This is a genomic window from Nisaea sp. (genome assembly GCF_017640745.1).
In the GTDB taxonomy this organism is placed as follows: Bacteria; Pseudomonadota; Alphaproteobacteria; order Thalassobaculales; family Thalassobaculaceae; genus Nisaea.
Genome location: NZ_JAEPQA010000002.1, coordinates 100,618 through 124,367, shown reverse-complemented (window position 1 = coordinate 124,367; position 23,750 = coordinate 100,618). Strand labels below are relative to the sequence as shown.

Genomic DNA, 23,750 nt, shown 5'->3' with positions numbered 1-23,750 from the left:
GAGAAACGGCCCCTTTCGAGGGGCCGTTTCTGTTTCAGTCAACCAATGTCCGCACCTGCTTCATCGTCATGAACATGCGTGCGGGATTGCTCGCGAAGGGTTGGAATCCGAATTCGGCGTACCAGCCTCTGCGCCGTTCGAAGGCCTCTCCACCACCGTCCGACATGACGTCGAGTACAATGGCGAAACACCCTGCATGATCCGCGATGGCGCAGGCCTTCGCGAAAACATGATGCATCAGGATCGAGCCGATCCCCTGCCCCTGAGCGACCTCGCTCACGGCGACCTGTCCAAGGAACAGCACCGGCAGCTCGCCATGCTCCGGCGCGCTGCGCGGCCGCTTTTTCAGCGCATCCGCGTTCATCATCCCGAGATTGATCGCGTGATAGCCGAGGATCCGCGTCTGACCATCCTCGACCGCGACATAGACCCGCGTCATGTCCTCCTTCTGCTGCTTCTTCGCCGTCAGCTTCAGGAAATTGTCGAGACGCTGCACCCCGCATGAAAAACCGGCGCGGTCGTGCCGCGCCGGGTCGAACAGCTCGATACGGAGTGCGCCGCCCTCAGTCGGCATGCACGACGCGAGTGCGGTAAGCCTTTGCGGCGGCCAGCGCCCGCGGGGTCGGTGGCGGCGGCGTGTCGAGAGCGGCCGCGAAAAGCTCGGCATCCTTCGGGGTAAGGGCGTGGCGCGACCCGGCTTCGAGCACCCGCGCCGCCTCTTTGGCGATCGCCGCGCGCAGGAATACCGACTTGTCGACGGCCAACGCGGCGGCCGCGCGCGCGATCAGGTCGCCTAGCTTGTCGCCGTGCCGGATCTGCGTCGTCCGAGTCTGCTTCTCGCTGTCGGGGTCACCGTTTTCAAAGTCGAGCATGGCGGCTCCTTCCGAACAAAATGTAATGCAATTTGCACCACATTTCAATCAAAGCCTATCCCCGCTTCTCCAGCAGGAACCATGTCATGTCGTCCGCCGGGAAGTTCGGGTCCCGGTGGTACATGAAGCCGTAATCGACCAAGGCCAGATCCGGGAAACGCTCAATCAGATCTCCCGCGAAGTCGCGCTTGAAGAGCCGGTCCTCATGCCCCCGGTAGGGAATCGCGACCGGGGCCGGGTTGTAATATTCCGAGACCGCGATGTAGCGCCCGCTCGCCGCGTAGAGGTTGTCGTAGACCCGCGGCAGTTCGTCCGGGTTGATGTGAATGAGCACGCCGGAGGTAAAGGAGAGGTCGTGAGGCTCCTTCACCTGCGGGTCAAGGATCGAGCCGTGATGAACGTTCAGATCCGGCTGCGTCTGCAGCGCCTTGACCGCTTCAGGATTGATCTCGATGGCCGAGAGTTTCGCCTCCGGCAGCAACGTGCGGAGCGCCAGCATGTTGAGCCCGATATTGGCCCCGAACTCGACCACGGAGCCGACCCTGCCCGCCCGCGATAGGATGCGCGTAAACATCGCCGTGCGCGAGGCGAGGATCGCCGCGTCGCGGTTGCGGTCGATATAGGCATTGCCGAACGCACCGGCCCAGAAGGCTTCCTGTTCGGTGCGGTAACTGTCGGTCATCGGGTCTCTCCTGATCTCTCGTCCGGCCCTTATGCCTCGTCCGGGTAGGCGCCGTCCTCATTCTTAACCGGTTTCGGCTTGGCGGAAACCGTGCGGTTGATCTCGATCCAGTCCGGATGCGCGGCGAGCAGCGCCAGCACGTCCCGGTAGGTGAAAGCCGGGTTCTGCGGATAGAGCGCCTCGAGAATGCGGCGCACCAGTTCGAAATCCTCCGGCTGGTCGACGGTCCAGCGCTGTCCCTCGATCGGCGGCTCGTGCCGCAACATCCGGCAGGCGAAGCGTTCCCGGTGATTGTAGATGAATGGCGTCACGTGTTCCCGCTCCTGTCGCTCGACCGCCTCCGCATGCGCGGCGAAAAGCGCTGCCGCCCGCATCACCTCGGCATCGAGGCCGGCCGGCAGGGTTCCGCTCCCGGCGTTTGAGACATAGTCGAGTGGCGGGTCGCTTTCCGTCAGGGTCCGGACCACCTCGTCGACCAGACCCGGATCGACCAGCGGGCAATCCGCCGTCAGCCGCACGACGATATCGGCCCCGGCCATTTCCGCCGCGCCGGCGAAGCGGGCGAGCACGTCCTCCTCCGAGCCACGCCAGAAGCGCAGCCCTTCGGCTTCGGCAAAGGCTGCCACCGGATCGTCGGTCGCGTTCACGGTCGTCGCCAGGACGATCTCGTCGATTGTACAGCAGCGCCTGAGCCGCTCGACCTGATAGCCCAGCAACGGCTTGCCCAAGACCTCGCGCAGGACCTTTCCGGGAAGCCGCGTCGAGGTCATCCGCGCCTGTATGATGGCAACGATCTTCACGTGGCGCCGCCTCCCCCGCCGATCTCCAGCATGGCATCTATAACCCGCTCCACGCCCTCGCCGTCGACCAGTGCCGCCGCGGCCCGGGAAAGCTTTTTCCGCTCCTCGGCATCCTGCAGGAGACGGACCGTCTCGGCGGTGATCCGCTCGGGCGGACATTCTGCGAGACGGCCGAGATACAGCGCCGCGCCCTCCGCCGCCATGCCGGCCCCGACCGGTTCTTCCACCGGCACGCTCGCACCGAGGATCATCGGCGTGCCGTGCAGGGCGAGTTCCCAGACCGTCGAGCCGGCAGAGGAGAGCACGATATCCGCCGTGGCGATCAGCGCGCCGAGATCCCGCACGCCGACACGGTAGACAACGGAGCCGGAAATCAGCGCCTCGGGCCGCCAGGCATTGGCCGGACCGATGACCGCATCGACCTGACCACCCGCGATCCCCGCCTCGACGAGCGCCGCGGCGCCTGCCTCGACGAGGGTGGCGAGATAGCCGTTCGGGTCCGCGCCGCCGACGAGCGCGAGAATCCGCTTCGGGGCCTCCGAGATCTCGCGCTCCACCAGATCCTGGCGCAGATCGGACCGGATCAGCGCGTAGCGCGGCCCGGCGAGAACCCTGGCCGCGGTGCGTCCCGCGTAACTCGCATCGTTGGCCTGTACGTTCTGGTTCAGCAGCAGGTCCGCCGGATAGGTGTCCCTGTCGGCCGCGTCGTCGATCAGCAACACGGGTGCGGCGGCGCGCGCCGCCGCTACGAAGCCGGCATCGGCAAATGGTCCATCCGCCACCAGCCACACCGCATCGCAATCCCGCACCGCTGCAGCGACGGTCTGTCCCGCCTCCGCGTCTTCGAGAATGCGGAACCCGATGCCCGCCTGTTCGAGGCGCGCAGCAAGCTGCTCCGGCAAGACGTCGCCGGAGAAAAACACCGCCTCCCCGCCGCGCGCGCGCCAGCCCTCGGCGAGGGCGAAGCAGCGCATCGCATGGCCGAGTCCGATCCGCGCATTGGCGTCTGCGCGGATTGCAAGCATCCCCGGACTCACGCTGCGGCCATCCCTTCTATCCCCCGGTAAAAAAAGCTATTCTGGCTGCAACCCTAGCCGCTGTCACGGAAACCATGGCGAAAGATTTCAAGATCGACGGCCGTCCGGTCGGACCGGACCATCCGCCCTACGTGGTCGCCGAGATGTCCGGTAACCACAATGGAGAGATCGGCCGCGCCCTCGCCCTGATCGACGCCGCCAAGACGGCCGGAGCGGATGCGGTGAAGATCCAGACCTACCGCGCCGACACCATCACCATCGACCATGACGGCCCGGAATTCGTCATCGAGAAGGGGCTCTGGGCCGGACGGCGGCTGTTCGAGCTTTACGAGGAGGCACATACCCCCTGGGAATGGCACGAGGAGCTCTTCGCGCACGCGCGCAAGATCGGCATCACCCTCTTCTCAGCCCCATTCGACCCGACCGCCATCGACCTGCTGAAGAGCCTCGACTGCCCGGCCTACAAGATCGCCTCGCCCGAGATCGTCGATATCGACCTGATCGAACGCTGCGCACGCACCGGCAAACCGCTGATCATCTCCACCGGCATGGCAAGCTTCGAGGAAATCGAGGAGGCCGTCGCCGCCGCCCGCGGCGCCGGAGCGGAGGAAATCCTCGTCCTGCATTGCATCAGCGGCTACCCGACGCCGGTCGACCAGGCCAACCTCGCCACCATCCCCGATCTCGCCGGCCGCCTCGACGTCGCCATCGGCCTCTCGGACCACACGATGGACACGGTCGTCGCCGAGGCGGCGGTCGCGATGGGCGCCGTGCTGGTGGAAAAACATTTCACCCTGCGCCGGGCCGACGGCGGGGTCGATTCCGCCTTCTCGCTCGAGCCGGAGGAACTGGCGGTGCTGGTCCGCAACCTGCGTGCCGTCTTCGACGCGAGGGGCAAACCGAATTACCGGCCGACCGACGCCGAGAAGGAAATGCTGGCAATGCGCCGCAGCCTCTACGTCGTTGCCGACGTCGCCGCGGGCGAGGTTCTGACGGAAGCAAATGTCCGCTCAATCCGCCCGGCGAACGGCCTGCCGCCAAAATATCTCGGCCAGGTGCTCGGCAAGCGCGCCACCCGCGCCCTGAAGCGCGGCGAGCCGCTTGCAGGCGAGATGGTCGAGGGTTTCGCGGACTGACATGGCCGAGGCGATGCCGCAGACCCTGTTGCATGAGGCGCTGCAGAAACACCGGGCGGGCGATCTCGTCGGTGCGGCGCCGCTCTATCAACAGGTCCTGAAACTCTCGCCGCGCCATCCCGACGCGCTGCATCTGCTCGGCTTCCTCCTGCATCAGGCCGGGCAATCCGCCGAGGGACTGAAACTGGTCAACGCGGCTGTGGCGACCGCACCGCTGCATACCGATTTTCGCGGCAACCAGGCGCGGATCCTGCTCCATCTCGGACGTGAGGCCGAGGCGGACAAGGCCTTCCGCGCAGCACTGATCGCCACCCCTGCAAATCCGGACGCGCTTCGGGATCTCGCAATCACCCGGCGCGACAGCGGCCAGGTCGTCGCAGCGGCAAAGCTCCATGCCCGCCTTCTCTGTCTCACACCGGCTGATCCGGCCACTCTGCTGGCCCACTCCGGCAACCTGATCGATCTCGGCCGTCACGACGCGGCAAGCGCGCTGCTCAGAAAATGCCTGCTGCTTGCCCCTGCGCTGATCGAAGCCGCCAACAGCTTCGCCTTCCTGCAGATCACGATCCGCGACCTCGACCTCGCACGGGACTGGTTCCGCCGCACACTCGCGGCCCAGCCGCTCTATGCAGCGCCGCATTCCGGGCTCGCCGAAGTCTGTTTCTTCGAGAACGATCTTGAGGCCTGCCTTCGCCATTCGGAACGTGCCCTGGAGCTCACGCCGGACGACCCGCAGATCCATGTCCGGCACGGCTTTCGCCTGCTGGCCGCAGGGCATGTCCGCGAGGGCTGGCAGGAGTTCGAGTGGCGCCTGAAGCGCGCCGACCGTATCCGGCGGGAAGGATTGCCGCCGCGCTGGCAGGGCGAGCCTCTCGCCGGAAAACGCATTCTGGTATGCGCGGAAGAGGGTGTCGGCGACGAGCTGCTTTATGCTTCCATGATCCCGGATCTCATCGCAGCCGGAGCCTCCGTGGTGATCGAGTGCGCGCCGCGCCTGCTGTCCGTCTTCAGGCGATCGTTCCCGGGCTGTGCGGTTCATGCCTACAAGCGGGAGGGAGACCGGTTCCGCCCGGTCCACCGCTACGACTGGCTGCCGAAAGATCCCCCGGTCGACTATGCGATCGACGCTGGCAGCCTTCCCTCGATCCTGCGTCCCGACGTCGCGTCCTACGCGCATCAGCGTCCCTACCTCACCGCCGATGCAGAACGGGTCGCGCAAATGCGGGACCGCCTGGCCGCCCTACCGCCCGGCCCGAAGCTCGGCTTCTGCTGGCGCTCCAAGGAGGTCGCCCCGTTCCGTAATCTCTACTACACCGGCCTCTCGGACTGGCGCTCCCTTCTGACCGATCCCGCTATTCAGGTCGTCTCGATGCAGTACGGAAGAGGCTGGCGGGAGGAAATCGCGGCCGCGCAGAAGGCCTTCGGCGCCCGGCTACACGTGCTCGAGGGGGTCGACATGACCGACGATTTCGAGGACATCCTCGCGCTCGGCGTCGCCGTCGACGCTATCGTCTGCCCGAGCACAACGCTTGTCTGGGTCGGCGCCGGGCTCGGCAGACCGGTCATGGAGTTCGGCGTCGAGCCGCATTTCGAATTGATGGGGACCGGCAAGCATCCGGGTTTTCCGACCGTCCGTGTCTTCACCAGATCTCTTGCGCAATCCTGGGAAGCCGTAACGGGCGCCATTACCGACGCCGTGAGAACGCTGTGAGACCGTATCGGGCCACGTCCCGTTTCCGCTATATTGGCATTGTCCAAGCGCCGGTAACGGCCTGAACCTGCTCGCAAAACAGGACGGATCTCGATCGAAGCATGTCTTTTCCGCAAACCCAAAGCCTGATGCAAGCGGCGCTTGCGCATCACCAGCAGGGCCACCTTGCGGAAGCGGCCGCGCTCTATCAGAAGATCCTGCAACAGAACCCGAAAGAGCCGGACGCGCTCCATCTCTTCGGTGTCCTGATGCATCAGGGGGGGCAGCACGAGGCGGGACGCCGACTGGTGGAGGCCGCAATCGAGATCGCGCCCGGCCGCCCGGAGTTCCTCAGCAATCTCGGCCAAATTCTGAAAGCTCTCGGCAAACCGGAAGACGCCGAGACCGCATATCGCAAAGCGCTGGCGAAGGAGCCGGGATTCGTCGATGCGCTGGCAAATCTCGGCGCCCTGCTCCAGGAACGCGGCGCCGTCGCGGAAGCCATAGGCCTGCTCCGGAGCGCCATCGAAAAGGCTCCGCAACACGCGAACGGACATATGAATCTCGGCAACGCCCTTCGTCAGGACGGGTTGGTCGAGGAGGCGGAGGCCGCGCACCGGACCGCAGTCCGGCTCGCGCCGCTCAGCCCGGAAACCCACGCCAATCTCGCAACCACGCTGATGGACCGGGGCGCGCTTGACGAGGCCGACAAGGCTCTGAAGCGTGCACTGCTCCTCGCGCCGGCACTGGCCGAGGCGGCAAACAGCACCGGCTTCCTTCAATTCAACCGGCTCGACTACGACGCGGCACGGCGTTGGTTCAACCGCGCCATTCTTCTCGCCCCCGGCTACGCCGCCCCGGAGACGGGTCTGGCGGAACTCGCTTATTTTTCCGGCGACATCGAGACATCGCTGAAACATTCCGAAGCCGCATTGCGTCTCGCACCTGATGAGCCGCAGATCCATCTGCGGCATGCGATCCGCCTGCTCGCCGCCGGACGCCTCGAGGAAGGCTGGCGGGAACGGGAATGGCGGCACAAGGCACCCGACCGTGTGCGCAGACTTGGTCTGCCGCCGAGCTGGCAGGGGGAACCGCTGGCGGGCAAACGTCTGCTGATCTGCGCCGAGGAAGGAGTAGGAGACGAGATCCTCTACGCCTCGATCTATCACGACGTTATGGCTGCCGGCGCCGAGCTGGTCGTCGAATGCGACGCGCGTCTGCTCCCGGTCCTCCGGCGCGCTTTCCCCGAAGCGCTGGTGCATCCCTATGCGCGCGCGGGTGACGGTTTCCGCCCGGTACAGAAATACGATTGGCTGCCGAAGGACCACCCCGTCGACTACGCCATCGACGCCGGGAGCCTGGCGCTGCATTTCCGCCGGACGCTCGGGGATTTTGCGGGCGAGCCCTACCTGAAGGCCGACCCGGAGCGCGTCCGGACGGTCCGCGAGACGATGGGGAGAAAGGGCGACGGGCTCAAGGTCGCGCTCGCCTGGCGCTCTCGCAACCGCACCGCCTTCCGCGACATTCATTACACGGCGCTGTCAGACTGGCTGCCGGTCCTGCGGGAACCAGGCATCGACGTCTTCTCGATCCAGTATGGCGACGACTGGGAAGAGGAGATCGAGGCCCTGTCGAAGGAAACGGGTTTTGGCCCGCATATCCTGCCAGACCTGGATCTGACCGACGATTTCGACGACATTCTCGCCCTCGTCTCCGCCGCCGATATCCTGATCTGCCCAAGCAGCACGCTCGGCTGGGTCGGCGGCGCGCTTGGCAAGCCGACCTGGCTGTTTCATCCGGTCCCGCTTTTCGTGCAGTACGGCACCGATCACTTCCCGGGGTTCCCAAGCATCCGCAGCTTTCCGAAAGCCGTTGACGCATCCTGGCAGAGGACTATTGACGCGGTTCGCGTCGCCCTTGGCTATCTGAGAGCGCGCTGATGCGGCGACCCGCTCTCGACCGGGCGCTGGCCCTTCACAGACAAGGCGACCTCACCGGCGCAGCTGCGGCCTACCGCGCACTGCTCGAGGAAACGCCGGACGATGCCGCAATCTGGGAATATTTTGCGGTCGCCAGCGCCTCCCGGGAAGACAAAGCGACAGAAGCGACCCTGTCCTTCCGCAAAGCCCTGGTTCTCGATCCCGCGAACGCCTCCACCCTCTTCAACCTTGCCGCATTTCACGTCCGGTGCACCCAGGACCCCCTGGCGCTCATCGGCTTCCGGCGGGCAACGGCGGCCGCGGCCGCAAATGCCGAGGTCTGGATGCAGCGGGCGAACACCGCCATCCGCCTCGGCCGCAACGCCGAGGCCATGGCCGCGCACCGGCAGGCCACCCGGCTTACGCCGCTCGACCCGTACAAATGGGAGCAGCGCGCCACCCTGCTCCGCCGCGTGGCGAAGCACGACGAAGCAGATAGGGCGACCCGCACCGGTCTGGTTCTGAGCCCGGATGCGGCCAATCTCTGGGCCGCGCGTTCCGCCGTCTTTTTCGAGATCGACCAAACCGGCGTCGCCCTGCTATGCGGCAGACGCGCCGTCACGTCGGATCCGAGAAATGCCGACGGCCGCGCCAACCATGCGCAGGCGCTCTACCGCGCGGGCCGTTACAGCGAGGCGGCCGCGGAAGCGGGACAGGCCTTCCGGCATGCGCCGGACAATCCGGTCATCGCCTTCAATCTCGGACTTTATCTGCTCACAGACGGCAAACTCGAGCATGGCTGGCGGCTCTATGACGCGCGGCTTGTCCCCACCGCGAGATTGCGGCGTGGCCTGCCTCCCCGTATTTGGGTGAGCGGCGCTCCGGAATCGGGCCGCAATCTAATCGTGCCGGCTGAGCAGGGCCTCGGAGACGAGGTTCTCTTCGCCAGCTGCTTCGCCGATCTCGCGGCCGAGCTCGACGCCGGCCATCTCGACAGCATAACCGTAGAATGCACGGACCGGCTGCGCACCCTGTTCGAACGGTCCTTCCCGGACTTCCGCTTTTTCGACCGCCTGCGGAAACCGGAAAATCGCCTGTCTCCGGCCGACTACAGTCAGATCACGGCCGCCTCCGGAGCCGACTGTTTCGTGATGGCGGGGAGCCTGCCTGGCCTGTTCCGCAAATCGCTCGAGAACTTCCCCGCCGGCGCCGGCTTTCTCAAGCCCGATCCGGAGCGTGTCACTCACTGGCGCATGGAACTCGAAAAATTCGGTCCACCGCCCTATCTCGGCCTTTCCTGGCGGTCCCGCGCCGGCCGCAACTTGAGTACGGTCTATTATCCCGGACCGGAGAACCTTGCAGCCGTCCTCCGGCTTGCCGGCGTGCGTTTCGTCACGCTGCAATATGATCATTCCGAAGACGAAGTCGCCGGTATGGAGAAAGCGAACGCGGTCGAAATCATCCGACCGGACGGTCTCGATCTGACGAATGACATCGACGACACCGTCGCGCTGATGGCTGCACTCGATGCAGTCGTCGTTCCGAACAATTTGCTGATGAGCCTCGCGGGAGCACTCGGCAAACCCGCCGAAGCCATGGTTCATGCGGCGAACTGGACGTTCCTCGGAACCGATCAGGTACCGTTCTGGCCAAGCATCCACATCCACCGGCGAACCGCCGAAGAAGGCCTCGACTGGAAGCCTCTGATGGACCGGGTCGCCGGCCGGCTGAAAACGAAGCTGGGCCTCTGATTCAACGCGCCGCCGCCGCCTCTGTCGCCACGCCTGGCGTGCGCGTACGCTTGGCTTCCCGGTAGGTGATATAGAGCCCGCTGACGACGATGATCCCGGCGCCGAGCCAGGTCATCGCGTCCGGCAGGGTTCCGAACAGCAGGTAGGTCAGCAGCGTCGCCATCAGGAGTTGACCGTAGTTGAAGGGCGAGAGCAGCGAGGCCTCGCCGAGTCGGAAGGCCTTGATGACGAAGAAATGCCCGAGCCCGCCGAGGAAACCGACCAGCGCGAATAGACCGTAATCGAGCGCGTTGTCCGGCAGTTTGTAGTCGAAGGGAAGGATAAAACTCGGGATCAACGCGCCGATCAGCGCGATATATGTGATCGAGGTCTCGGCGGAGTCGCTGCTCGCATATTTTCGCGTGAGAACCTGATAGACGGCATAGAAGAAGGCCGTCCCGAGCACGCAGAGCATCGCCCAGTGGCTCTCGGCGCCGCCCGGACGGATGATAATCAGCGCGCCACCGAAGCCGACCAGCACAGCGACCCAGCGGCGCCAGCCGACCTTCTCGCCGAGAAAGGGAACCGCGAGGGCTGTCACGATGATCGGCGAGGTGAAGTTGATCGCGCTCGCGACCGGCACCTCGATATAGCGCACGGCGAGGAAAAACAGGCAGGTGCAGACGAACATCAGTACCGAGCGGATGATATGCACGCCCGGCTTCTGCGCCCTCAGCAGCCCGAGACCGTGGCTCGGCAGGAAGATCACGAGGGCGAAGAGCAGGTGCCCGGCATAGCGGGCCCAGACGATCTGCGTGGTCGAATAGTCCGTCGAGAGATAGCGCACGAGCACGTTCATGCAGGGCAGCACGGTGATCGCGGCGAGCATGAAGAGAACGGCGGCGGTGAAAGGCTTGGCGAGCGGCGCAGGTGCCGCCGCAGCGTGGTCTGATGTCATGCTGGAAGCCTAGGCGCGCGCGGTTTCCCGGGCAAATTCCAATGCGTCAGCACAGTGCGCGCCGAAGAGGCACGAGTTACCCGCTATTTCTTCAGCGTGGCTGGGGTCACCGTCAGGTACATCGCGTTGAGGGCGGCATCCGGATGCCGTCCCTTTTCCCGGAAGCCGGCGCGCTTGAGAGCAATGATCGCCGGCCAGTTGTCGGCATGCGGGCAGACGACGATGCGGTCGATCCCGGGATCGCGGAACACCTGAGCCGCCAGCGCATTCAGCATGCGGCGGCCGAGCTTCTTGTTGACCATGTCAGTCGCGCCGATCAGAAAGTCGATCGCGCGCGTCCGCTCGGTCACGTCGGCAACCCCGGCCCAGCGCTGATCGCCTTGGGCCTTGTAGACATGAACGAGACCGATCGGGCGGTCATCCAGTTCGGCGATAAAGAGGCCCGCCAGCGGGTCCCTCAGAACATCTTCCAGGGTCTCGACGATATCCGAGAACAGCCTATAGGTCCGGCGGGCGACATGCGGCGCGACGAGCCAGCGGCGGATGGTGCCCTCATCGGCTGGTCCGGCCCGGCGGAGAACGATCTCGGCGGTCTCAGCGGACATCGGAACCGACCGCTGCCACGGTGGTCATGTCCTTGCCCTTGGCACTGCGGACCGCATCGCGGCGATCCGGATTGAGCCTGTGCTCGATAAAGGCGACGAGCCGGGTCACGACGAAGACCAGCGTCAGGTAGAAGACCGCGGCAACGAGGAAGATCTCGAGCGGCTTGTAGGTCTGCGAGATCATCTTCCGCGCGATCCCGGTCATTTCCAGCAAGGTGATGGTGCTGGCGAGCGAGGTCGACTTGATCATCAGGATGATTTCGTTGCCGTAGGCCGGCAGGGCCTGACGGATCGCCTGCGGGAACACGATGCGGCGGAAACGCATCAGCGCGTTCATGCCGCAAGCCTTGGCCGCCTCGACCTGGCCGAACGGCACCGAGAGGATGCCGCCGCGGATGATCTCGCTGGTATAGGCACCGGTATTCAGCGTCAGCGCCAGGATCGCGCACCACCAGGCCTCGCGCAGCACCGGCCAGAGAAAGCTTTCCCGCACGACCTCGAACTGCCCGGTGCCGTAATAGATCAGGAAGATCTGCACCAGCAGCGGCGTGCCGCGGAAGACATAGACGAAGCCATAGGCGAAGGCCGAGACCGGCCTGAAGGAGGACAGCCGCATCAGCGCGATGCCAACGGCGAGGAAGAAGCCGGCGAACAGCGAAGTCGCCGCGAGGGCCATGGTGACCGGCAATCCGTCGAGGATCTTCGGCAGGGCTTCCGCCATGAGATCGAAATCCATCGCTCAGGCCCTCCGCACGCCGCGGTTGGCCCAGAGCTCGGCAAGCCCGAAGCCCTTGTTCGAAAAGGCGGTCAGCACGAGATAGAGCACGCCGGCGGTCAGGTAGAAGGTAAAAGGCTTCTGCGTCGAGCCGCTGGCGACGGATGCCTGCCGCATGATCTCGACAAGGCCGACGACGGAAATCAGCGAGGTGTCCTTCAGGGTGAGCTGCCAGACATTGCCGAGCCCCGGCAAGGCGTAGCGGGCGACCTGCGGGATCATGATCCGGCGGAACAGCAGGAAGCGGCTCATGCCGCAGGCCTTGGCCGCCTCGATCTGCCCCTTCGGGACGGAGAGCACGGCACCGCGGATCACCTCGGTCGCATAGGCGCCCGAAATGGTGCCGAGCGCGATGGTGCCAATGGCGAAGGCGTCTAGCTCGATGTATTCGCCGTAGCCGAACACTCGGGCGACCGCCATTACCGCCATGCTGCCGCCGAAGAACAGCAGGTAGATGATCAGCAGGTCCGGAACGCCCCGGATCAAAGTGGTGTAGGCCTCCCCGACGAAGCGGAGAACGAGATAGCGGGAGAGCTTGAGCGCGGCACCGAACATGCCGATCACGATGCCGAGCAGAAAGGCGGCACAGGCGACGGCAAGCGTCATCAGCATGCCGCGGACCATCTCGTCGCCCCAGCCGTCGTCGCCCCATTGCAGCAGCAGCATCCAGTCAGGCATGCATCGCGCCTCTTCGCCTCGTTTCTCATGCACACGGCCGCCCCGAGAGGCGGCCGTGCGTCTTTCAGGTCACTCGGACGATCAGTCCTTCGGCGTGCCGTCGAAGCCGAACCACTTGGTGGAGAGCTTCGAGATTGTGCCGTCGGCGATCGCCGCGTCGATGGCCTTGGTGAACATGTCGGCCAGTTCCTGATCGTCCTTGCGGATGCCCGCGCCGACGCCGTTGCCGAACGGACCACCGTCCATCTTCGGACCGGTCATGGTCATTTGCTTGCCCTTGTCGCCTTCGAGCAAAGGCACCCAGTAGGAAAGCGAGGCCAGCGCCGCGTCGATGCGGCCGGCCGCGAGATCGAGGTCGAGGTTCTCCTGGGTGTCGTAGGTCTTCACGGTGACCGTGTCGCCCATGAACTCGTTCAGAAAATTCTCGTGGGTGGTGGAGATCTGAACGCCGACGGTCTTGCCCTTGAGCGCAGCCTTCATGGTGTCGATGGCGGCCTTCTCACCCGCATCGATATCGGCCAGCGAGACGGTCTCGAGCTTGACGCCCAGATCGCTCAGCGGGCTGGATTTCAGCACCACGAAGGAGGCCGGGGAGCCCATGTAGTTGCGCGAGAAGGTGATGACTTCCTTGCGCTTGTCGGTGATCGACATGCCGGCCATGATCGCGTCGAACTTGCCGGCCTGCAGCGCCGGAATGATGCCTTCCCAGGCGGTCTGCATCAGTTCGCACTGAACCTTCATGCGCTCGCAGAGATCGGCATAGAGATCGACTTCGAAGCCTTCCAGCTTGCCGGAGCTGTTGGTGAAGTTCCACGGTGCGTAGGCGCCTTCGGTCGCGATGCGGACCGTGCTGCCTTCCTTGAAATCCTTGGCGTAGGCGGCACCGCTGAAGGCGATGGACGCGAGCGCCACTGCAGTCAGAAAACGCTTCATTTTGTAAGCTCCCGTTTTTTTTCCCTGTCGGTAATCGGCGCGGCCGTCAGTTCTTGCGTTTGACGAACTGGCGGCAGCGTTCCGATCGTGGGTCGTCGAACACCTGTTCGGGCGGCCCCTGTTCTTCCACACGCCCCTCGTGCAGGAAGACAACCTCGCTCGAGACGTCGCGAGCGAAATCGATTTCGTGGGTGACGATGATCATGGTGCGCCCCTCATCGGCCAGCTGGCGCATCACCAGAAGCACCTCGCCGACGAGTTCCGGATCGAGCGCGGAGGTCGGTTCGTCGAACAGCATGACCTGCGGCTCCATCGCGAGCGCGCGCGCGATCGCGCAGCGCTGCTGCTGGCCGCCGGAAAGATGGCTCGGATACTGGTCCCGCTTGTCGCGGATGCCAACCTTGTCCAGCAGGGCCTCGGCACGGGCAATGGCCTCTTCGCGCGGCACGCCAAGCACGTGGACCGGCGCCTCGATGACGTTCTCCAGAACCGTCATGTGGGTCCAGAGATTGAAATTCTGGAACACCATGGCGAGCCGCGAGCGGATGCGGTCGACCTGGCGCATGTCGGCCGGTTGCTGGGTGCCGTTCGGCCCCGGCTTCATGGCGATGGTCTCGCCGTTCACCGAGACGACGCCGCGGTCGGGGATCTCGAGCAGGTTGATGCAGCGCAAAAAGGTACTCTTGCCGCTGCCGGAGGAACCGATCATGGAGATGACGTCGCCCTGGCGGGCCTCAAGGGAAACACCCTTGAGCACTTCGAGGCCGGCGAAGCTCTTGTGCAGGTCCTTGACGACCAACGCAGCCGATGCTGAGTCCGGCGCGTGCGCTAAAGCCATGTTATCGCTATCCCAACGGTGACAGTCAGGCGCAGCATAATGGCCATTCCAGAACCGGCAAGATTTATGTCACGGAATCGACATGAAAATAGCGCCGGCCGGACGCTCTTTCGCCTAACCCCCGAGAGCCTCGATACGGCGTTCGAGCATGCCGCGAGCGGGAGCGTTCGGCCCCATCCTCTCGAGCAACGCGCCCCAGAGCTCTTTCGCGGTTGCGGCATCGCCCCGGGTCGCGGCGACGAGTCCGCCATAAAAGAGACCGTCCGGACTGTCCGGCGCGATCTGGCGGATATGGTCCACCAGCGCCGCGAACTCGTCAGTGATCCCGCTCTCCGGCGTACCTGGCGGGAACAGGGCGCGCGCATAGTCGAGCTGGATCTGGAGATCGTCAGGCGCCAGCCTGGCCGCGTTGGCATGCGCCTTCAGCGCTTCACCCGTCCGGCCAAGCACGCCGTAGGCCCTCGCGAGCCGAACCCAACCGTCGAGATCGTCAGGCTCCTGCTCGAGCCGGGTGGCGAGCCGGTCGACCATGGACTGGATCATCGCCGAGCGGTCCTCAGCGCTCATTTCGCCGGCAGCCTTGACGTCTTCCTCGGTCGGTCCCGGCACGGGCGCGCGGGAGATTTGCGGCGCAGCAGATGCCGGACGGTTTGCACGCTCCGCCGCCCGCAGCGCCGCGACGTCGATGCCAGCTTCGGCGCCAACCTCTTCGATCCGCTGGGTGACGAGGGCCCGCCACGGCGCATCCGCAGGCGAATCAGCTTCCAGCGCAATCCACCATTTCAGCGCCCCGACCGGATCCGCCGCCTGGCTGCGCGCGAGCCCGAGATAGTAGCGCGAGCGCGGCTCCTGCGGCTGTGCCATGTTGACCTTGCGGAAGTCCTCCACCGCTGCCGGCGGGACCATGCCGTCCGCAGCCAGCACCAGCGCCTCGCCGCGCGCCGCAACGAGCTGGATATTGTCCGGCACCATAGCCAGAGCCCGCCCATAGGCCGTGACGGCTTCCCGGTATCGCTCGGTCACCATGTAGGAGCGGGCAAGCAGAGCCCAGCCGTCCGCATCCTCCGGATTGGCCTTCAGTTTCTCTTCGAGACCGGCAACCATCTCGGCGACACCCGGCTGCGCTGCGGCGCCAGCGGGCTGCTGAGGCTGAGCGGAGGGTTGTGACTGTTGCGCCATGCGGGTCGTGCCGGCGCCGTCCGTCCTCTTGGCGAGTGGCAAATCCGGCAAACCGGGACGCCCGACGCCGACGTAAGTCAGCAGGGCACCGGCGGGCAGAAGGAAGATCACCAGCACGGCCGCCGCGAGACGGCGCTTGCGGATCGTGGCGGGAGACGCACCGTCTCCGCGGCCCTGTTCCGCCGAAGCCGCCAGCATCCGGCGCTGCACCTCGACCCTCGCCGCCTCGAATTCCTCTTCACCGAGCCGTCCGGCTTCCAGATCCCGCTCGAGCTCGCTCAGCTGGTCGCGATAGACCGCCAGCGCCTCGTCGCCTGCTTCGCGCTCCGCGGCGTCCTCGCCCCCGGCGGACAGCACTGGCCAGAGCAGCAGGAGAATTGTTCCGAAGGTCAGAACCCCGGCGACGACCCAAAACACCATCAGGCTTTCCGATCCTGCTCGTCCAGAAGCGCCGCGATACGGCGCTGTTCCTCATCGCTCAAGGGGGCCGGCGCCACATCTTCGGCCTTGCCGCCGCGTCTGCGGAGCAGGAAGACCGCGACGCCGATGGCGCCGAGCACACCGACCGCGAGCGGCCCGTACCAGAGCACATAGGTCGAGGCCTTTACCGGAGGTTTAAGCAGCACGAAATCGCCGTAGCGCTCGACCAGGAATTCCTTGATTTCCGCATCGCTGTCACCGGCGACCAGCCGTTCGCGCAACAGCACACGGAGATCCTTGGCGAGCCCCGCATTGCTGTCGTCGATCGACTGGTTCTGGCAGACCAGACAACGAACCTCCTTGCTGAGTTCCCGCGCCCGGGCCTCGAGGGCCGGATCCTTCAGCATTTCCGCCGGCTCCACCGCGAGGACGGGCAGCGTGAGGCAAATCAGCACGAGGCCAAGAATCGAGTGTCGGATCATCCTTTGCCCGCCCGGAGCTGTTCGACCATCGGAAGGATCGTGTCGTTCAGGGCCTTACCCGTCAGCGGCCCGACATGGCGGTGGCGGATATGCCCCGCGGCATCCACCAGATAGGTCTCCGGGACGCCATAGACACCCCAGTCGATGGCCGCGCGGCCGTCGGCATCGACGCCTATGCGCCCGAACGGGTCTCCGAGTTCCCGGAGCCAGCCGATGGCGGCTTCCGGACGGTCCTTGTAGTTGATCCCGACCAGCGGCACCGCTCCCTCGGCGGCGAGCCGCATCAGGATCGGATGTTCCGCCCTACAAGGGCCGCACCAGGAGGCGAAGAAGTTGACCAGCTTGACCTCGCCTTTCAGATCCTCGGGCCCGAGACCGGGCTTGTCCTGCAGCAGGGCCGGCAGGTCATGCCCCGGCGCCGGCTTGTCGATCAGCACCGACGGCAACAGGCGCGGATCCTTCTTGGTCAGGATCGGAATGGTGAAATAGCCCGCAATGACCGCGAAGATCAGCAGCGGCAGCAGATAGAGCACGCGCGACATCTCAGTCCGCACCTTCCGCAACGGCCGGGCCGCCCGGCCTTTTCGCCGATCGCTTCGGCGCACCGACCCGAAGGCGGCGGTCGGAGAGCGAGAACAGGCCGCCGAGCACCATGATCATTGCTCCGGCCCAGATCCAGGGCACCAGCGGCTTCACCCAGACCCGGACGATGATGCCGTCGGCCGCATTGCCCTCCCCGATCGCGACATAGAGGTCGCCCGCGATACCGGAGCGAATGGCGGCCTCGGTCGTCGGCATCTGCTGCACCGGATAGAGCCGCCGCTCGGGATCCAGCACGGCGAACGGTTCGCCGTTCTTTGTCACGCTCAGCGTCGCGGTGTCGCTGTAATAGTTCGGGCCCTGAATGCGGCTCAGATCGTCCAGCACCAGCTCGTACTGGCCGAGAGTCATGCTGTCGCCCGGCTTGGCGACCACAACCAGTTCGCGGGTCCAGTTGGTCTCGCCGGTAGCGCCGCAGATGAAGATCGCGATGCCGATATGGGCGAGGCTCATGCCGTAGGCCGCGCCCGGAAGCTTCACCAGCCGGCGCAGGCTCTCGCCGACGGGGATGCGGAACAGGCGGATGCGCTCGGCCAATTCGGTGACCACACCGCCCGCGACCCAGGCGGCGAAACCGAAGCCGAGAACCGGCGCCAGCGGCGCCTCGTCGGAGAGCACCAGAATGCCGCCCGCCACCACGACGGTGAAGAGCGCGCTGACCCAGAGCTTCTCGACCGCGACCCGCAGGTTGCCCCGCTTCCACGGAAGCAGCGGGCCGAGTGCCAGCAGGACCAGCAGCGGGATCATGACCGGCACGAAGGTGGCATTGAAGAACGGCGCGCCGACCGAAACCTTGTCGCCGGTCATGGCGTCCAGGAAAAGCGGATAGAGCGTGCCGATGAAGACCGTCGCCGTCGCCACGCTGAGGATCAGGTTGTTCAGCACCAGCCCACCCTCGCGGCTGACGGGCGCGAACAGGCCGCTCGCCTTCAGCGCCGGAGCACGCACCGCGAACAGGGTCAGAGAGCCTCCGACCGCGACGATCAGGATGCCGAGAATGAAGAGCCCTCGCTCCGGATCGACGGCGAAGGCATGGACCGAGGTCAGGATCCCGGAGCGAACCAGGAAGGTGCCCATCAGGCTGAGCGAGAAGGTCACAATGGCGAGCAGGATGGTCCAGGCCTTCAGCGCGTCACGCTTCTCCACCACGATGGCGGAGTGCAGCAAGGCGGTGCCGGCGAGCCAGGGCATGAAGCTCGCGTTCTCGACCGGATCCCAGAACCACCAGCCGCCCCAGCCGAGCTCGTAATAGGCCCACCAGCTGCCGAGCGTGATGCCGGCGGTCAGGAAGGTCCAGGCGCCCAGCGTCCAGGGCCGGACCCAGCGCGCCCAGGCCGGGTCGACCTTGCCTTCGATCAGCGCCGCCATGGCGAAGGAGAAGGCGAGCGAGAAGCCGACATAGCCGACATAGAGCATGGGCGGATGGAAGGCGAGCCCCGGGTCCTGCAGCAGAGGATTGAGGTCGCGGCCGTCGAGCGGCGCAGGATCGAGCCGCTCGAACGGGTTCGAGGTCAGCAGGATGAAGGCGAGGAAGGCGAGGCCGATCATCCCCTGGATGGAGATCACCCGCGCCTTCAGGCTGTCGGGAAGCTGGCTCCCGAAGGCGGCGACGGCGAAGCCGAACAGGGCGAGAATGAGGACCCAGAACAGCATGGAGCCCTCGTGGTTCCCCCAGACACCGGAGATCTTGTAGAGCAGCGGCTTCAGGCTGTGGGAGTTCTCGGCCACGTTGGCGACGGAGAAATCGGAGGTGAGATAGGCGTGGGTCAGCGCCCCGAAGGAGATCGCGATCAGAAGGAACTGCGCTGACGCGGCCGGTCCGGCGAAGGCCATCAGGGCCCGGTCCCGCCGCGCCGCGCCATAGAGCGGCACCGCGGTCTGGGCGAGCGCGACGAAAAAGGCGAGCGTCAGGGCGTAATGCCCGATTTCAGCGATCATTGTTTTTCCGTTGCGTGCTGCCAGCGACCGGATTTTTTAAGCGCATCCGCGACCTCGCGCGGCATGTAGTTCTCATCGTGCTTGGCGAGCACTTCGCTCGCATTGAAGACCCCGCCCTCGAACTTGCCCTCGGCGACCACGCCCTGCCCCTCGCGGAACAGATCCGGCAACTGGCCGCGATAGACCACTTTCACCGAATGCTCGAGATCGGTGACGGTAAACTCTGTGCGCAGACCGTTCTCGAAGCTGGCGACGCTGTTCTCCTGAACGAGGCCGCCGACCCGGATACGCCGATCCGGAGCGATCTCCTTCGCCTGCAGCTCGGTCGGGCTGAAGAAGAAGACGAGATTTTCCTCGAACGCTGTCAGCACCAGCGCCGCGGCGGCACCCAGCATGGTCAGTCCGATCAGGACGATCGAGAGACGGCGTCTCTTAGGCGTCATTGGCCATTTCCTCCACGCGCCCCTGGTTCCGGCGCTGCCGGCGTCCGCCGACCCGTTCCTCGAGCGCCTTCAGTTCGCTGTCTCGCGCCCGTAGTGCATTCAACGAAGCGATCAGCATGCCGGCGAGTACGACAAGAACGACGGCATAGGACGACCAGACATAGGTCGCGTATCCGCCCATTTCGAGAAAGTCCCTCAGCATCCCGCTCCGCACTCATTCGCTGACATAGATCATTTAGTCTGAACGCCGCCGGTTCAAGGCGACTTTGCGTCGCGCCTCAAGCCGCATCCGAGAGCCGCAGCAGCCGGATCCGGCGCGCCGTCAGCTCGCCCCGCATCCGCACGATCAGCAGATAGAGGAAATAGAGCTTGAAGGCGGCCGCCATCAGCATGAGCGGCAGCAGCATCGAGGGATCGATCGCCGGTCCATCCATGCGCGCCACGCTCGCCGGCTGGTGCAGCGTGTTCCACCAGTCGACGGAAAATTTTATGATCGGAATATTCACCGCACCGACCAGCAACAGGATCGCCCCGGCCTTCGAGCCGCGCTCCGGATCGTCGAACGCGTTCACCAGCGCGATGTAGCCGAGATAGAGGAAGAACAGGATCAGCACCGAGGTCAGGCGCGCGTCCCAGACCCACCAGGTGCCCCACATCGGCTGGCCCCAGAGCGAGCCGGTGACCAGCGCCATCAGCGTGAATCCGGCACCGATCGGCGCTGCAGCCTGCGCCGCGACGTCGGCCAGCGGGTGTTTCCAGATCAGGAAGCTGGCCGCCGCCACCGCCATCATCGTGTAGACGAACATCGCCATCCAGGCCGACGGGACATGGACATACATGATCCGCACCGTCTCGCCCTGCTGGTAGTCGGGCGGCGAGTCGAAAAGGCCGTAGTATAGCCCGGCGGCCCCGGTCGCGAGGCCGAGCACCATGATCCAGGGCTGCAGGCGCGCCGCGAGCCGCATGAAGCGCGCCGGGTTGGCAAACCAGTGGAACCAGTTCATCCGCGCATGATCTCCCGTTGCCGGTCTTGTCCGACCGTTTCGTCCGTTGAACACCAAAGGGCGCGAAACTTCAACTGACAGCCTGTCGCAAGGCCGCCGCGGTCGCCCAGGGCGCGAGCGGCAGGGTGGCGAGCAGCATGGCACCGATGATCAGCAATTGCGCCTTCGACGACTGCCCGGTCACCGCCGCCTCGATCGCTGAAACGCCAAAGATGAGCAGCGGGATGGTGAGCGGAAGCACCAGCAGCGCGACCAGCGCCCCTGCCCTTCGCGCGCCAAGCACGAGGGCCGCGCCGATGCCGCCCAGCAGGCTCAGGACCGGCGTGCCAAGCGCCATGGTGGCGAGCAGCACCGGGAAGGCGTCCGCCTGCATGTTCATGAACAGCCCGAGCAGCGGCGCGATCAGCAGCATCGGCAGCCCCGTGGTCAGCCAGTGCGCGAGACACTTGCCGAGCACCAGCAATTCCAGCGGTGCCGGCGCCAGCAGCATCAGCTCCAGCGTGCCGTCGTCGTAGTCGGACTGGAACATCCGGTCGAGCGAGAGCATGGCGGCCAGCAGCGCCGCCACCCAGACGATGCCGGCAGAGATCCGCTCCAGCACGCCGGGTTCGGGGCCGACGCCGAGCGGGAACAGAGTGACGACAATGACGAAGAACATCAGCGCCATGGTGGCGTCGCTGCCCTGGCGGAGGGCGAGCGAGAGATCGCGGCGGACGATTGCGAGGAAAGCGTTCATGACAGCTTCAGACCGCGGCGGCGAACAGGTCGCCGGCCGCGTCCAGATCCGCTGGCCCGGGCGCGAATGCGGAGAGGTCGAGTTCGGCGACCGCGTCGCCGGTTTCGAAGCGGATATGCGTGGCGGCGACGATCATGCCGCCCCGCGCGCGGTGCGCCGCGATCGCCTGCTCGAGCGACCCGACACCGTCAGCGTCAAGCCCGACCGTCGGTTCGTCGAGGATCCAGAGCGGCGCCTCGCTGACCAGCAGGCGGGCAAGCGCCAGGCGGCGTTTCTGTCCGGAGGAGAGATAACGTGCCGGAAAGTCGGCCCGGTGCGCGATCCCGAACCGCTCCAGCGCCTCGCCGACGGGACAGCCCGTACCGCCGCGCATCCCGCGCCAGAAGGTGAGGAGTTCCTCGGCTGTCATGGCGGGCTTGGCGGCGTCGGAGTGCCCGACATAGTGCAGCCGCGCGGCGTGTGCCGCCGGATCGTCGCGGACCGGCGCGCCGTCCCAGAGCATGTTTCCCGCTTCCGGGCGCACGAGCGAGGCCATAACGCGGAGCAGGCTCGACTTGCCGCTCCCGTTCGGTCCGCGGAGTATAAGCACACCGCCCGAGGCCAGTTCGAAATCGAGCCGATCGAAGACGAGGCGTCCGCCCCTGCGGCAGCGCACGGCCTTACCCTCGAAGCGGTGGTCGCCGAAATCATGCATTGAAGCAGTGCCCTCATCCCTGCCCCGCCGGTGGGGCGGGCTCACAATAGGGGAGGTCGCGCCGCGCCTCAACGCGTCAGGGCGCCGCGATCGATTTCCGGATTACACGCAAAGAAAGCGGCGCCGGTCTGGGGGAGGGGGGAATGCGGCGCCGCTTTTTCAAGTTTCCGACCCTTCAAAGAGTCGGAGAAGGGGACCAGTTCTTGACGGAACCTCCGCCAAGCCGGTTTACCGGGGACTGCCGGTATATGAAAAATATAGGAATCCAATATGGCGATTTCGAGATCTGTCGGTGTATTTTTTCCGGCCAATCACGAAACACCGTCGCCAATGGGCGTTTCCTTTCGCCGGCGCATGGTTCAGATATAAAAAATCAGCTTCAAGGGAGAAATGAATTGCCCGCGATCCACGCTTCCGCCGCCCTCTCCCGCTTCACGGTCCTGGACCTGACGCGGGTCCGTTCCGGTCCGACCTGCGTGCGCCAGCTCGCCGACTGGGGCGCCAACGTGATCAAGATCGAGCTCCCCGAGGCGATGGAGGCCGGCAACCAGCTCGGCGGCGCGCGCGAAGGTTCGGACTTCCAGAACCTGCACCGCAACAAGCGGGCGATGACGCTGAACCTGAAGGATCCCGAAGGCCTCGCCATCCTGAAGAAGATGGCGAAGACCGCCGACGTCATCGTCGAAAACTTCCGTCCCGACGTGAAACAGCGCCTCGGGATCGATTACGAGACCCTGGCCAAGGACAATCCGGGCCTGGTCTATGCCTCGATCTCCGGCTTCGGCCAGGACGGTCCCTATGCCAAGCGGCCCGGCTTCGATCAGATCGCGCAGGGCATGGGCGGTCTGATGTCGATCACCGGCGCGCCCGGCGAAGGCCCGATGCGGGTCGGCATCCCGATCGCCGACCTGACCGCGGGCATCTTCGCCTCCCAGGGTATCATGCTGGCGCTGCTCGAGCGCGAGCAGTCCGGCAAGGGCCAGTGGGTCCACACGTCGCTGCTGCAGGCGCAGATCTTCATGCTCGACTTCCAGGCCTCGCGCTGGACCATGAGCGGCGAGGTCGCGAAGCAGGCGGGCAACAACCACCCGACCAGCATCCCGACCGGCGTCTTCAAGACCAGCGACGGCTACATGAACATCGCGGTCTCGGGCGAGAAGATCTGGACCCGGTTCTGCGAAGCCATCGGCCGTCCGGACCTGCCGAAGAACGAGGACTACGACACCGCGCCGAAGCGTTCCGAGAACCGCGACACGCTGAATGCCATCATCCAGGACGTGATTCTGACCGAGACCACCAAGCACTGGGTCGATCTCTTCAACAAGGAGGGCGTGCCGGCCGGGCCGATCTACAATATCGACCAGACCTTTGCCGACCCGCAGGTGAAGCATCTCGGCATGCAGCAGACCGTGCACTCCGAGGAGCTCGGCGATATCGATCTCGTTGCCCAGCCGATCACTCTCTCCCGCACGCCGAGCAAATTCGTCGCCGCGCCCCCGTCTTACGGCGAGCATACCGACGAGATCCTGGGCGAACTCGGCATGAGCGCCGAGGAGATCAAGGCCCTGCGCGACAAGCAGGTCATCTAAGCCGAAGCAGAA

25 protein-coding genes are annotated in these 23,750 nt (G+C 65.5%); 5 read left to right on the top strand and 20 right to left on the bottom strand.

From position 1 onward, the window contains the following. Nucleotides 1-34: 34 nt before the first annotated feature. Genes JJ959_RS02475 through JJ959_RS02455 form a run of 5 tightly spaced genes read right to left on the bottom strand, consistent with a single transcriptional unit; the run spans nt 35 to nt 3,379 of the window. Nucleotides 35-574: a GNAT family N-acetyltransferase gene (locus JJ959_RS02475; protein WP_292879681.1), complete on the bottom strand. Its 540-nt coding sequence runs from the start codon at nt 572-574 to the stop codon at nt 35-37. Next, entirely contained in the window at nt 564-872 is a 309-nt protein-coding gene (locus JJ959_RS02470; RefSeq protein ID WP_292879680.1) for a DUF1778 domain-containing protein, read from the bottom strand. The genes JJ959_RS02475 and JJ959_RS02470 overlap by 11 nt, the downstream gene beginning before the upstream one ends. Before the next feature lie 55 nt (nt 873-927). Then, on the bottom strand, nt 928-1,554 hold the full coding sequence (locus tag JJ959_RS02465; protein ID WP_292879679.1) for a pseudaminic acid biosynthesis-associated methylase: 627 nt from the start codon (nt 1,552-1,554) through the stop codon (nt 928-930). Nucleotides 1,555-1,583: 29 nt separating this feature from the next. Then, nucleotides 1,584-2,354, bottom strand: a complete 771-nt coding sequence (locus JJ959_RS02460) for a glycosyltransferase family protein (protein WP_292879678.1) — start codon at nt 2,352-2,354, stop codon at nt 1,584-1,586. Continuing rightward, entirely contained in the window at nt 2,351-3,379 is a 1,029-nt protein-coding gene (locus tag JJ959_RS02455) for a hypothetical protein (RefSeq protein WP_292879677.1), read from the bottom strand. The genes JJ959_RS02460 and JJ959_RS02455 overlap by 4 nt, the downstream gene beginning before the upstream one ends. A gap of 86 nt (nt 3,380-3,465) precedes the next feature. Between JJ959_RS02455 and pseI the strand changes: the two genes are divergently transcribed. The 4 genes from pseI (at nt 3,466) to JJ959_RS02435 (ending at nt 9,887) form a co-directional block, all read left to right on the top strand. Continuing rightward, nucleotides 3,466-4,527: a pseudaminic acid synthase gene (gene pseI / locus JJ959_RS02450; protein WP_292879676.1), complete on the top strand. Its 1,062-nt coding sequence runs from the start codon at nt 3,466-3,468 to the stop codon at nt 4,525-4,527. A gap of 1 nt (nt 4,528) precedes the next feature. Then, nucleotides 4,529-6,238, top strand: a complete 1,710-nt coding sequence (locus tag JJ959_RS02445) for a tetratricopeptide repeat protein (protein WP_292879675.1) — start codon at nt 4,529-4,531, stop codon at nt 6,236-6,238. Between the two features lie 101 nt (nt 6,239-6,339). Beyond that, the gene (locus JJ959_RS02440; protein ID WP_292879674.1) at nt 6,340-8,157 is read left to right on the top strand and encodes a tetratricopeptide repeat protein; all 1,818 of its coding nucleotides are present in this window, start codon (nt 6,340-6,342) and stop codon (nt 8,155-8,157) included. Beyond that, nucleotides 8,157-9,887, top strand: coding sequence for a tetratricopeptide repeat protein (locus JJ959_RS02435; protein ID WP_292879673.1), 1,731 nt, complete (start codon nt 8,157-8,159; stop codon nt 9,885-9,887). Before JJ959_RS02440 ends, JJ959_RS02435 begins: the two co-directional genes overlap by 1 nt. Before the next feature lies 1 nt (nt 9,888). Here JJ959_RS02435 and JJ959_RS02430 read toward each other — a convergent pair whose 3' ends face one another. The 15 genes from JJ959_RS02430 to ccmA all read right to left on the bottom strand — a co-directional run bounded on the left by JJ959_RS02430 (nt 9,889) and on the right by ccmA (nt 22,149). Then, nucleotides 9,889-10,824, bottom strand: coding sequence for a DMT family transporter (locus JJ959_RS02430; RefSeq protein WP_292879672.1), 936 nt, complete (start codon nt 10,822-10,824; stop codon nt 9,889-9,891). An 83-nt stretch (nt 10,825-10,907) separates the two neighbouring features. After that, complete coding sequence (locus JJ959_RS02425; RefSeq protein WP_292879671.1) at nt 10,908-11,429, bottom strand: GNAT family N-acetyltransferase; 522 nt, start codon at nt 11,427-11,429, stop codon at nt 10,908-10,910. After that, a complete protein-coding gene (locus JJ959_RS02420; RefSeq protein ID WP_292879670.1) occupies nt 11,419-12,165 on the bottom strand; it encodes an ABC transporter permease in 747 nt (248 codons plus the stop codon). Before JJ959_RS02420 ends, JJ959_RS02425 begins: the two co-directional genes overlap by 11 nt. Nucleotides 12,166-12,168: 3 nt before the next feature. Next, nucleotides 12,169-12,882: an ABC transporter permease gene (locus tag JJ959_RS02415; RefSeq protein ID WP_292879669.1), complete on the bottom strand. Its 714-nt coding sequence runs from the start codon at nt 12,880-12,882 to the stop codon at nt 12,169-12,171. Between the two features lie 81 nt (nt 12,883-12,963). Next, the gene (locus tag JJ959_RS02410) at nt 12,964-13,815 is read right to left on the bottom strand and encodes a transporter substrate-binding domain-containing protein (protein ID WP_292879668.1); all 852 of its coding nucleotides are present in this window, start codon (nt 13,813-13,815) and stop codon (nt 12,964-12,966) included. 46 nt (nt 13,816-13,861) lie between these two features. Continuing rightward, the gene (locus tag JJ959_RS02405; RefSeq protein WP_292879667.1) at nt 13,862-14,653 is read right to left on the bottom strand and encodes an ABC transporter ATP-binding protein; all 792 of its coding nucleotides are present in this window, start codon (nt 14,651-14,653) and stop codon (nt 13,862-13,864) included. Nucleotides 14,654-14,767: 114 nt separating this feature from the next. Next, nucleotides 14,768-16,252 carry a c-type cytochrome biogenesis protein CcmI gene (ccmI, locus tag JJ959_RS02400; protein ID WP_292879666.1) on the bottom strand — a complete coding sequence of 495 codons (1,485 nt, stop codon included), beginning with the start codon at nt 16,250-16,252 and terminating at the stop codon, nt 14,768-14,770. Continuing rightward, a complete protein-coding gene (locus JJ959_RS02395; protein ID WP_292879665.1) occupies nt 16,252-16,734 on the bottom strand; it encodes a cytochrome c-type biogenesis protein in 483 nt (160 codons plus the stop codon). Before JJ959_RS02395 ends, ccmI begins: the two co-directional genes overlap by 1 nt. Continuing rightward, nucleotides 16,731-17,276: a DsbE family thiol:disulfide interchange protein gene (locus JJ959_RS02390; RefSeq protein WP_292879664.1), complete on the bottom strand. Its 546-nt coding sequence runs from the start codon at nt 17,274-17,276 to the stop codon at nt 16,731-16,733. Before JJ959_RS02390 ends, JJ959_RS02395 begins: the two co-directional genes overlap by 4 nt. 1 nt (nt 17,277) lies before the next feature. Beyond that, nucleotides 17,278-19,272: a heme lyase CcmF/NrfE family subunit gene (locus JJ959_RS02385; protein ID WP_292879663.1), complete on the bottom strand. Its 1,995-nt coding sequence runs from the start codon at nt 19,270-19,272 to the stop codon at nt 17,278-17,280. Further along, nucleotides 19,269-19,715 (bottom strand): cytochrome c maturation protein CcmE, encoded by a 447-nt coding sequence (gene ccmE, locus JJ959_RS02380; protein WP_292879662.1) that lies wholly within the window; start codon nt 19,713-19,715, stop codon nt 19,269-19,271. The genes JJ959_RS02385 and ccmE overlap by 4 nt, the downstream gene beginning before the upstream one ends. Then, nucleotides 19,705-19,917, bottom strand: a complete 213-nt coding sequence (ccmD, locus tag JJ959_RS02375; protein ID WP_292879661.1) for a heme exporter protein CcmD — start codon at nt 19,915-19,917, stop codon at nt 19,705-19,707. Before ccmD ends, ccmE begins: the two co-directional genes overlap by 11 nt. 76 nt (nt 19,918-19,993) lie before the next feature. Then, a complete protein-coding gene (locus tag JJ959_RS02370; protein WP_292879660.1) occupies nt 19,994-20,719 on the bottom strand; it encodes a heme ABC transporter permease in 726 nt (241 codons plus the stop codon). Nucleotides 20,720-20,789: 70 nt separating this feature from the next. Continuing rightward, a complete protein-coding gene (gene ccmB / locus JJ959_RS02365; protein WP_292879659.1) occupies nt 20,790-21,455 on the bottom strand; it encodes a heme exporter protein CcmB in 666 nt (221 codons plus the stop codon). Between the two features lie 7 nt (nt 21,456-21,462). Continuing rightward, nucleotides 21,463-22,149 (bottom strand): heme ABC exporter ATP-binding protein CcmA, encoded by a 687-nt coding sequence (gene ccmA, locus JJ959_RS02360; protein WP_292879658.1) that lies wholly within the window; start codon nt 22,147-22,149, stop codon nt 21,463-21,465. A 395-nt stretch (nt 22,150-22,544) separates the two neighbouring features. Between ccmA and JJ959_RS02355 the strand changes: the two genes are divergently transcribed. Beyond that, nucleotides 22,545-23,738 carry a CaiB/BaiF CoA-transferase family protein gene (locus tag JJ959_RS02355; protein ID WP_292879657.1) on the top strand — a complete coding sequence of 398 codons (1,194 nt, stop codon included), beginning with the start codon at nt 22,545-22,547 and terminating at the stop codon, nt 23,736-23,738. The last annotated feature ends 12 nt before the right edge of the window (nt 23,739-23,750 follow it).

What these genes read in the sequence shown, in the direction of transcription:
- JJ959_RS02475 (WP_292879681.1), bottom strand. Translation starts at nt 574, where the DNA reads ATGCCGACTGAGGGCGGCGCACTCCGTATCGAGCTGTTCGACCCGGCG.
- JJ959_RS02470 (WP_292879680.1), bottom strand. Translation starts at nt 872, where the DNA reads ATGCTCGACTTTGAAAACGGTGACCCCGACAGCGAGAAGCAGACTCGG.
- JJ959_RS02465 (WP_292879679.1), bottom strand. Translation starts at nt 1,554, where the DNA reads ATGACCGACAGTTACCGCACCGAACAGGAAGCCTTCTGGGCCGGTGCG.
- JJ959_RS02455 (WP_292879677.1), bottom strand. Translation starts at nt 3,379, where the DNA reads ATGCTTGCAATCCGCGCAGACGCCAATGCGCGGATCGGACTCGGCCAT.
- pseI (WP_292879676.1), top strand. Translation starts at nt 3,466, where the DNA reads ATGGCGAAAGATTTCAAGATCGACGGCCGTCCGGTCGGACCGGACCAT.
- JJ959_RS02445 (WP_292879675.1), top strand. Translation starts at nt 4,529, where the DNA reads ATGGCCGAGGCGATGCCGCAGACCCTGTTGCATGAGGCGCTGCAGAAA.
- JJ959_RS02440 (WP_292879674.1), top strand. Translation starts at nt 6,340, where the DNA reads ATGTCTTTTCCGCAAACCCAAAGCCTGATGCAAGCGGCGCTTGCGCAT.
- JJ959_RS02435 (WP_292879673.1), top strand. Translation starts at nt 8,157, where the DNA reads ATGCGGCGACCCGCTCTCGACCGGGCGCTGGCCCTTCACAGACAAGGC.
- JJ959_RS02430 (WP_292879672.1), bottom strand. Translation starts at nt 10,824, where the DNA reads ATGACATCAGACCACGCTGCGGCGGCACCTGCGCCGCTCGCCAAGCCT.
- JJ959_RS02425 (WP_292879671.1), bottom strand. Translation starts at nt 11,429, where the DNA reads ATGTCCGCTGAGACCGCCGAGATCGTTCTCCGCCGGGCCGGACCAGCC.
- JJ959_RS02420 (WP_292879670.1), bottom strand. Translation starts at nt 12,165, where the DNA reads ATGGATTTCGATCTCATGGCGGAAGCCCTGCCGAAGATCCTCGACGGA.
- JJ959_RS02415 (WP_292879669.1), bottom strand. Translation starts at nt 12,882, where the DNA reads ATGCCTGACTGGATGCTGCTGCTGCAATGGGGCGACGACGGCTGGGGC.
- JJ959_RS02410 (WP_292879668.1), bottom strand. Translation starts at nt 13,815, where the DNA reads ATGAAGCGTTTTCTGACTGCAGTGGCGCTCGCGTCCATCGCCTTCAGC.
- JJ959_RS02405 (WP_292879667.1), bottom strand. Translation starts at nt 14,653, where the DNA reads ATGGCTTTAGCGCACGCGCCGGACTCAGCATCGGCTGCGTTGGTCGTC.
- ccmI (WP_292879666.1), bottom strand. Translation starts at nt 16,252, where the DNA reads ATGGTGTTTTGGGTCGTCGCCGGGGTTCTGACCTTCGGAACAATTCTC.
- JJ959_RS02395 (WP_292879665.1), bottom strand. Translation starts at nt 16,734, where the DNA reads ATGATCCGACACTCGATTCTTGGCCTCGTGCTGATTTGCCTCACGCTG.
- JJ959_RS02390 (WP_292879664.1), bottom strand. Translation starts at nt 17,276, where the DNA reads ATGTCGCGCGTGCTCTATCTGCTGCCGCTGCTGATCTTCGCGGTCATT.
- JJ959_RS02385 (WP_292879663.1), bottom strand. Translation starts at nt 19,272, where the DNA reads ATGATCGCTGAAATCGGGCATTACGCCCTGACGCTCGCCTTTTTCGTC.
- ccmE (WP_292879662.1), bottom strand. Translation starts at nt 19,715, where the DNA reads ATGACGCCTAAGAGACGCCGTCTCTCGATCGTCCTGATCGGACTGACC.
- ccmD (WP_292879661.1), bottom strand. Translation starts at nt 19,917, where the DNA reads ATGCTGAGGGACTTTCTCGAAATGGGCGGATACGCGACCTATGTCTGG.
- JJ959_RS02370 (WP_292879660.1), bottom strand. Translation starts at nt 20,719, where the DNA reads ATGAACTGGTTCCACTGGTTTGCCAACCCGGCGCGCTTCATGCGGCTC.
- ccmB (WP_292879659.1), bottom strand. Translation starts at nt 21,455, where the DNA reads ATGAACGCTTTCCTCGCAATCGTCCGCCGCGATCTCTCGCTCGCCCTC.
- ccmA (WP_292879658.1), bottom strand. Translation starts at nt 22,149, where the DNA reads ATGCATGATTTCGGCGACCACCGCTTCGAGGGTAAGGCCGTGCGCTGC.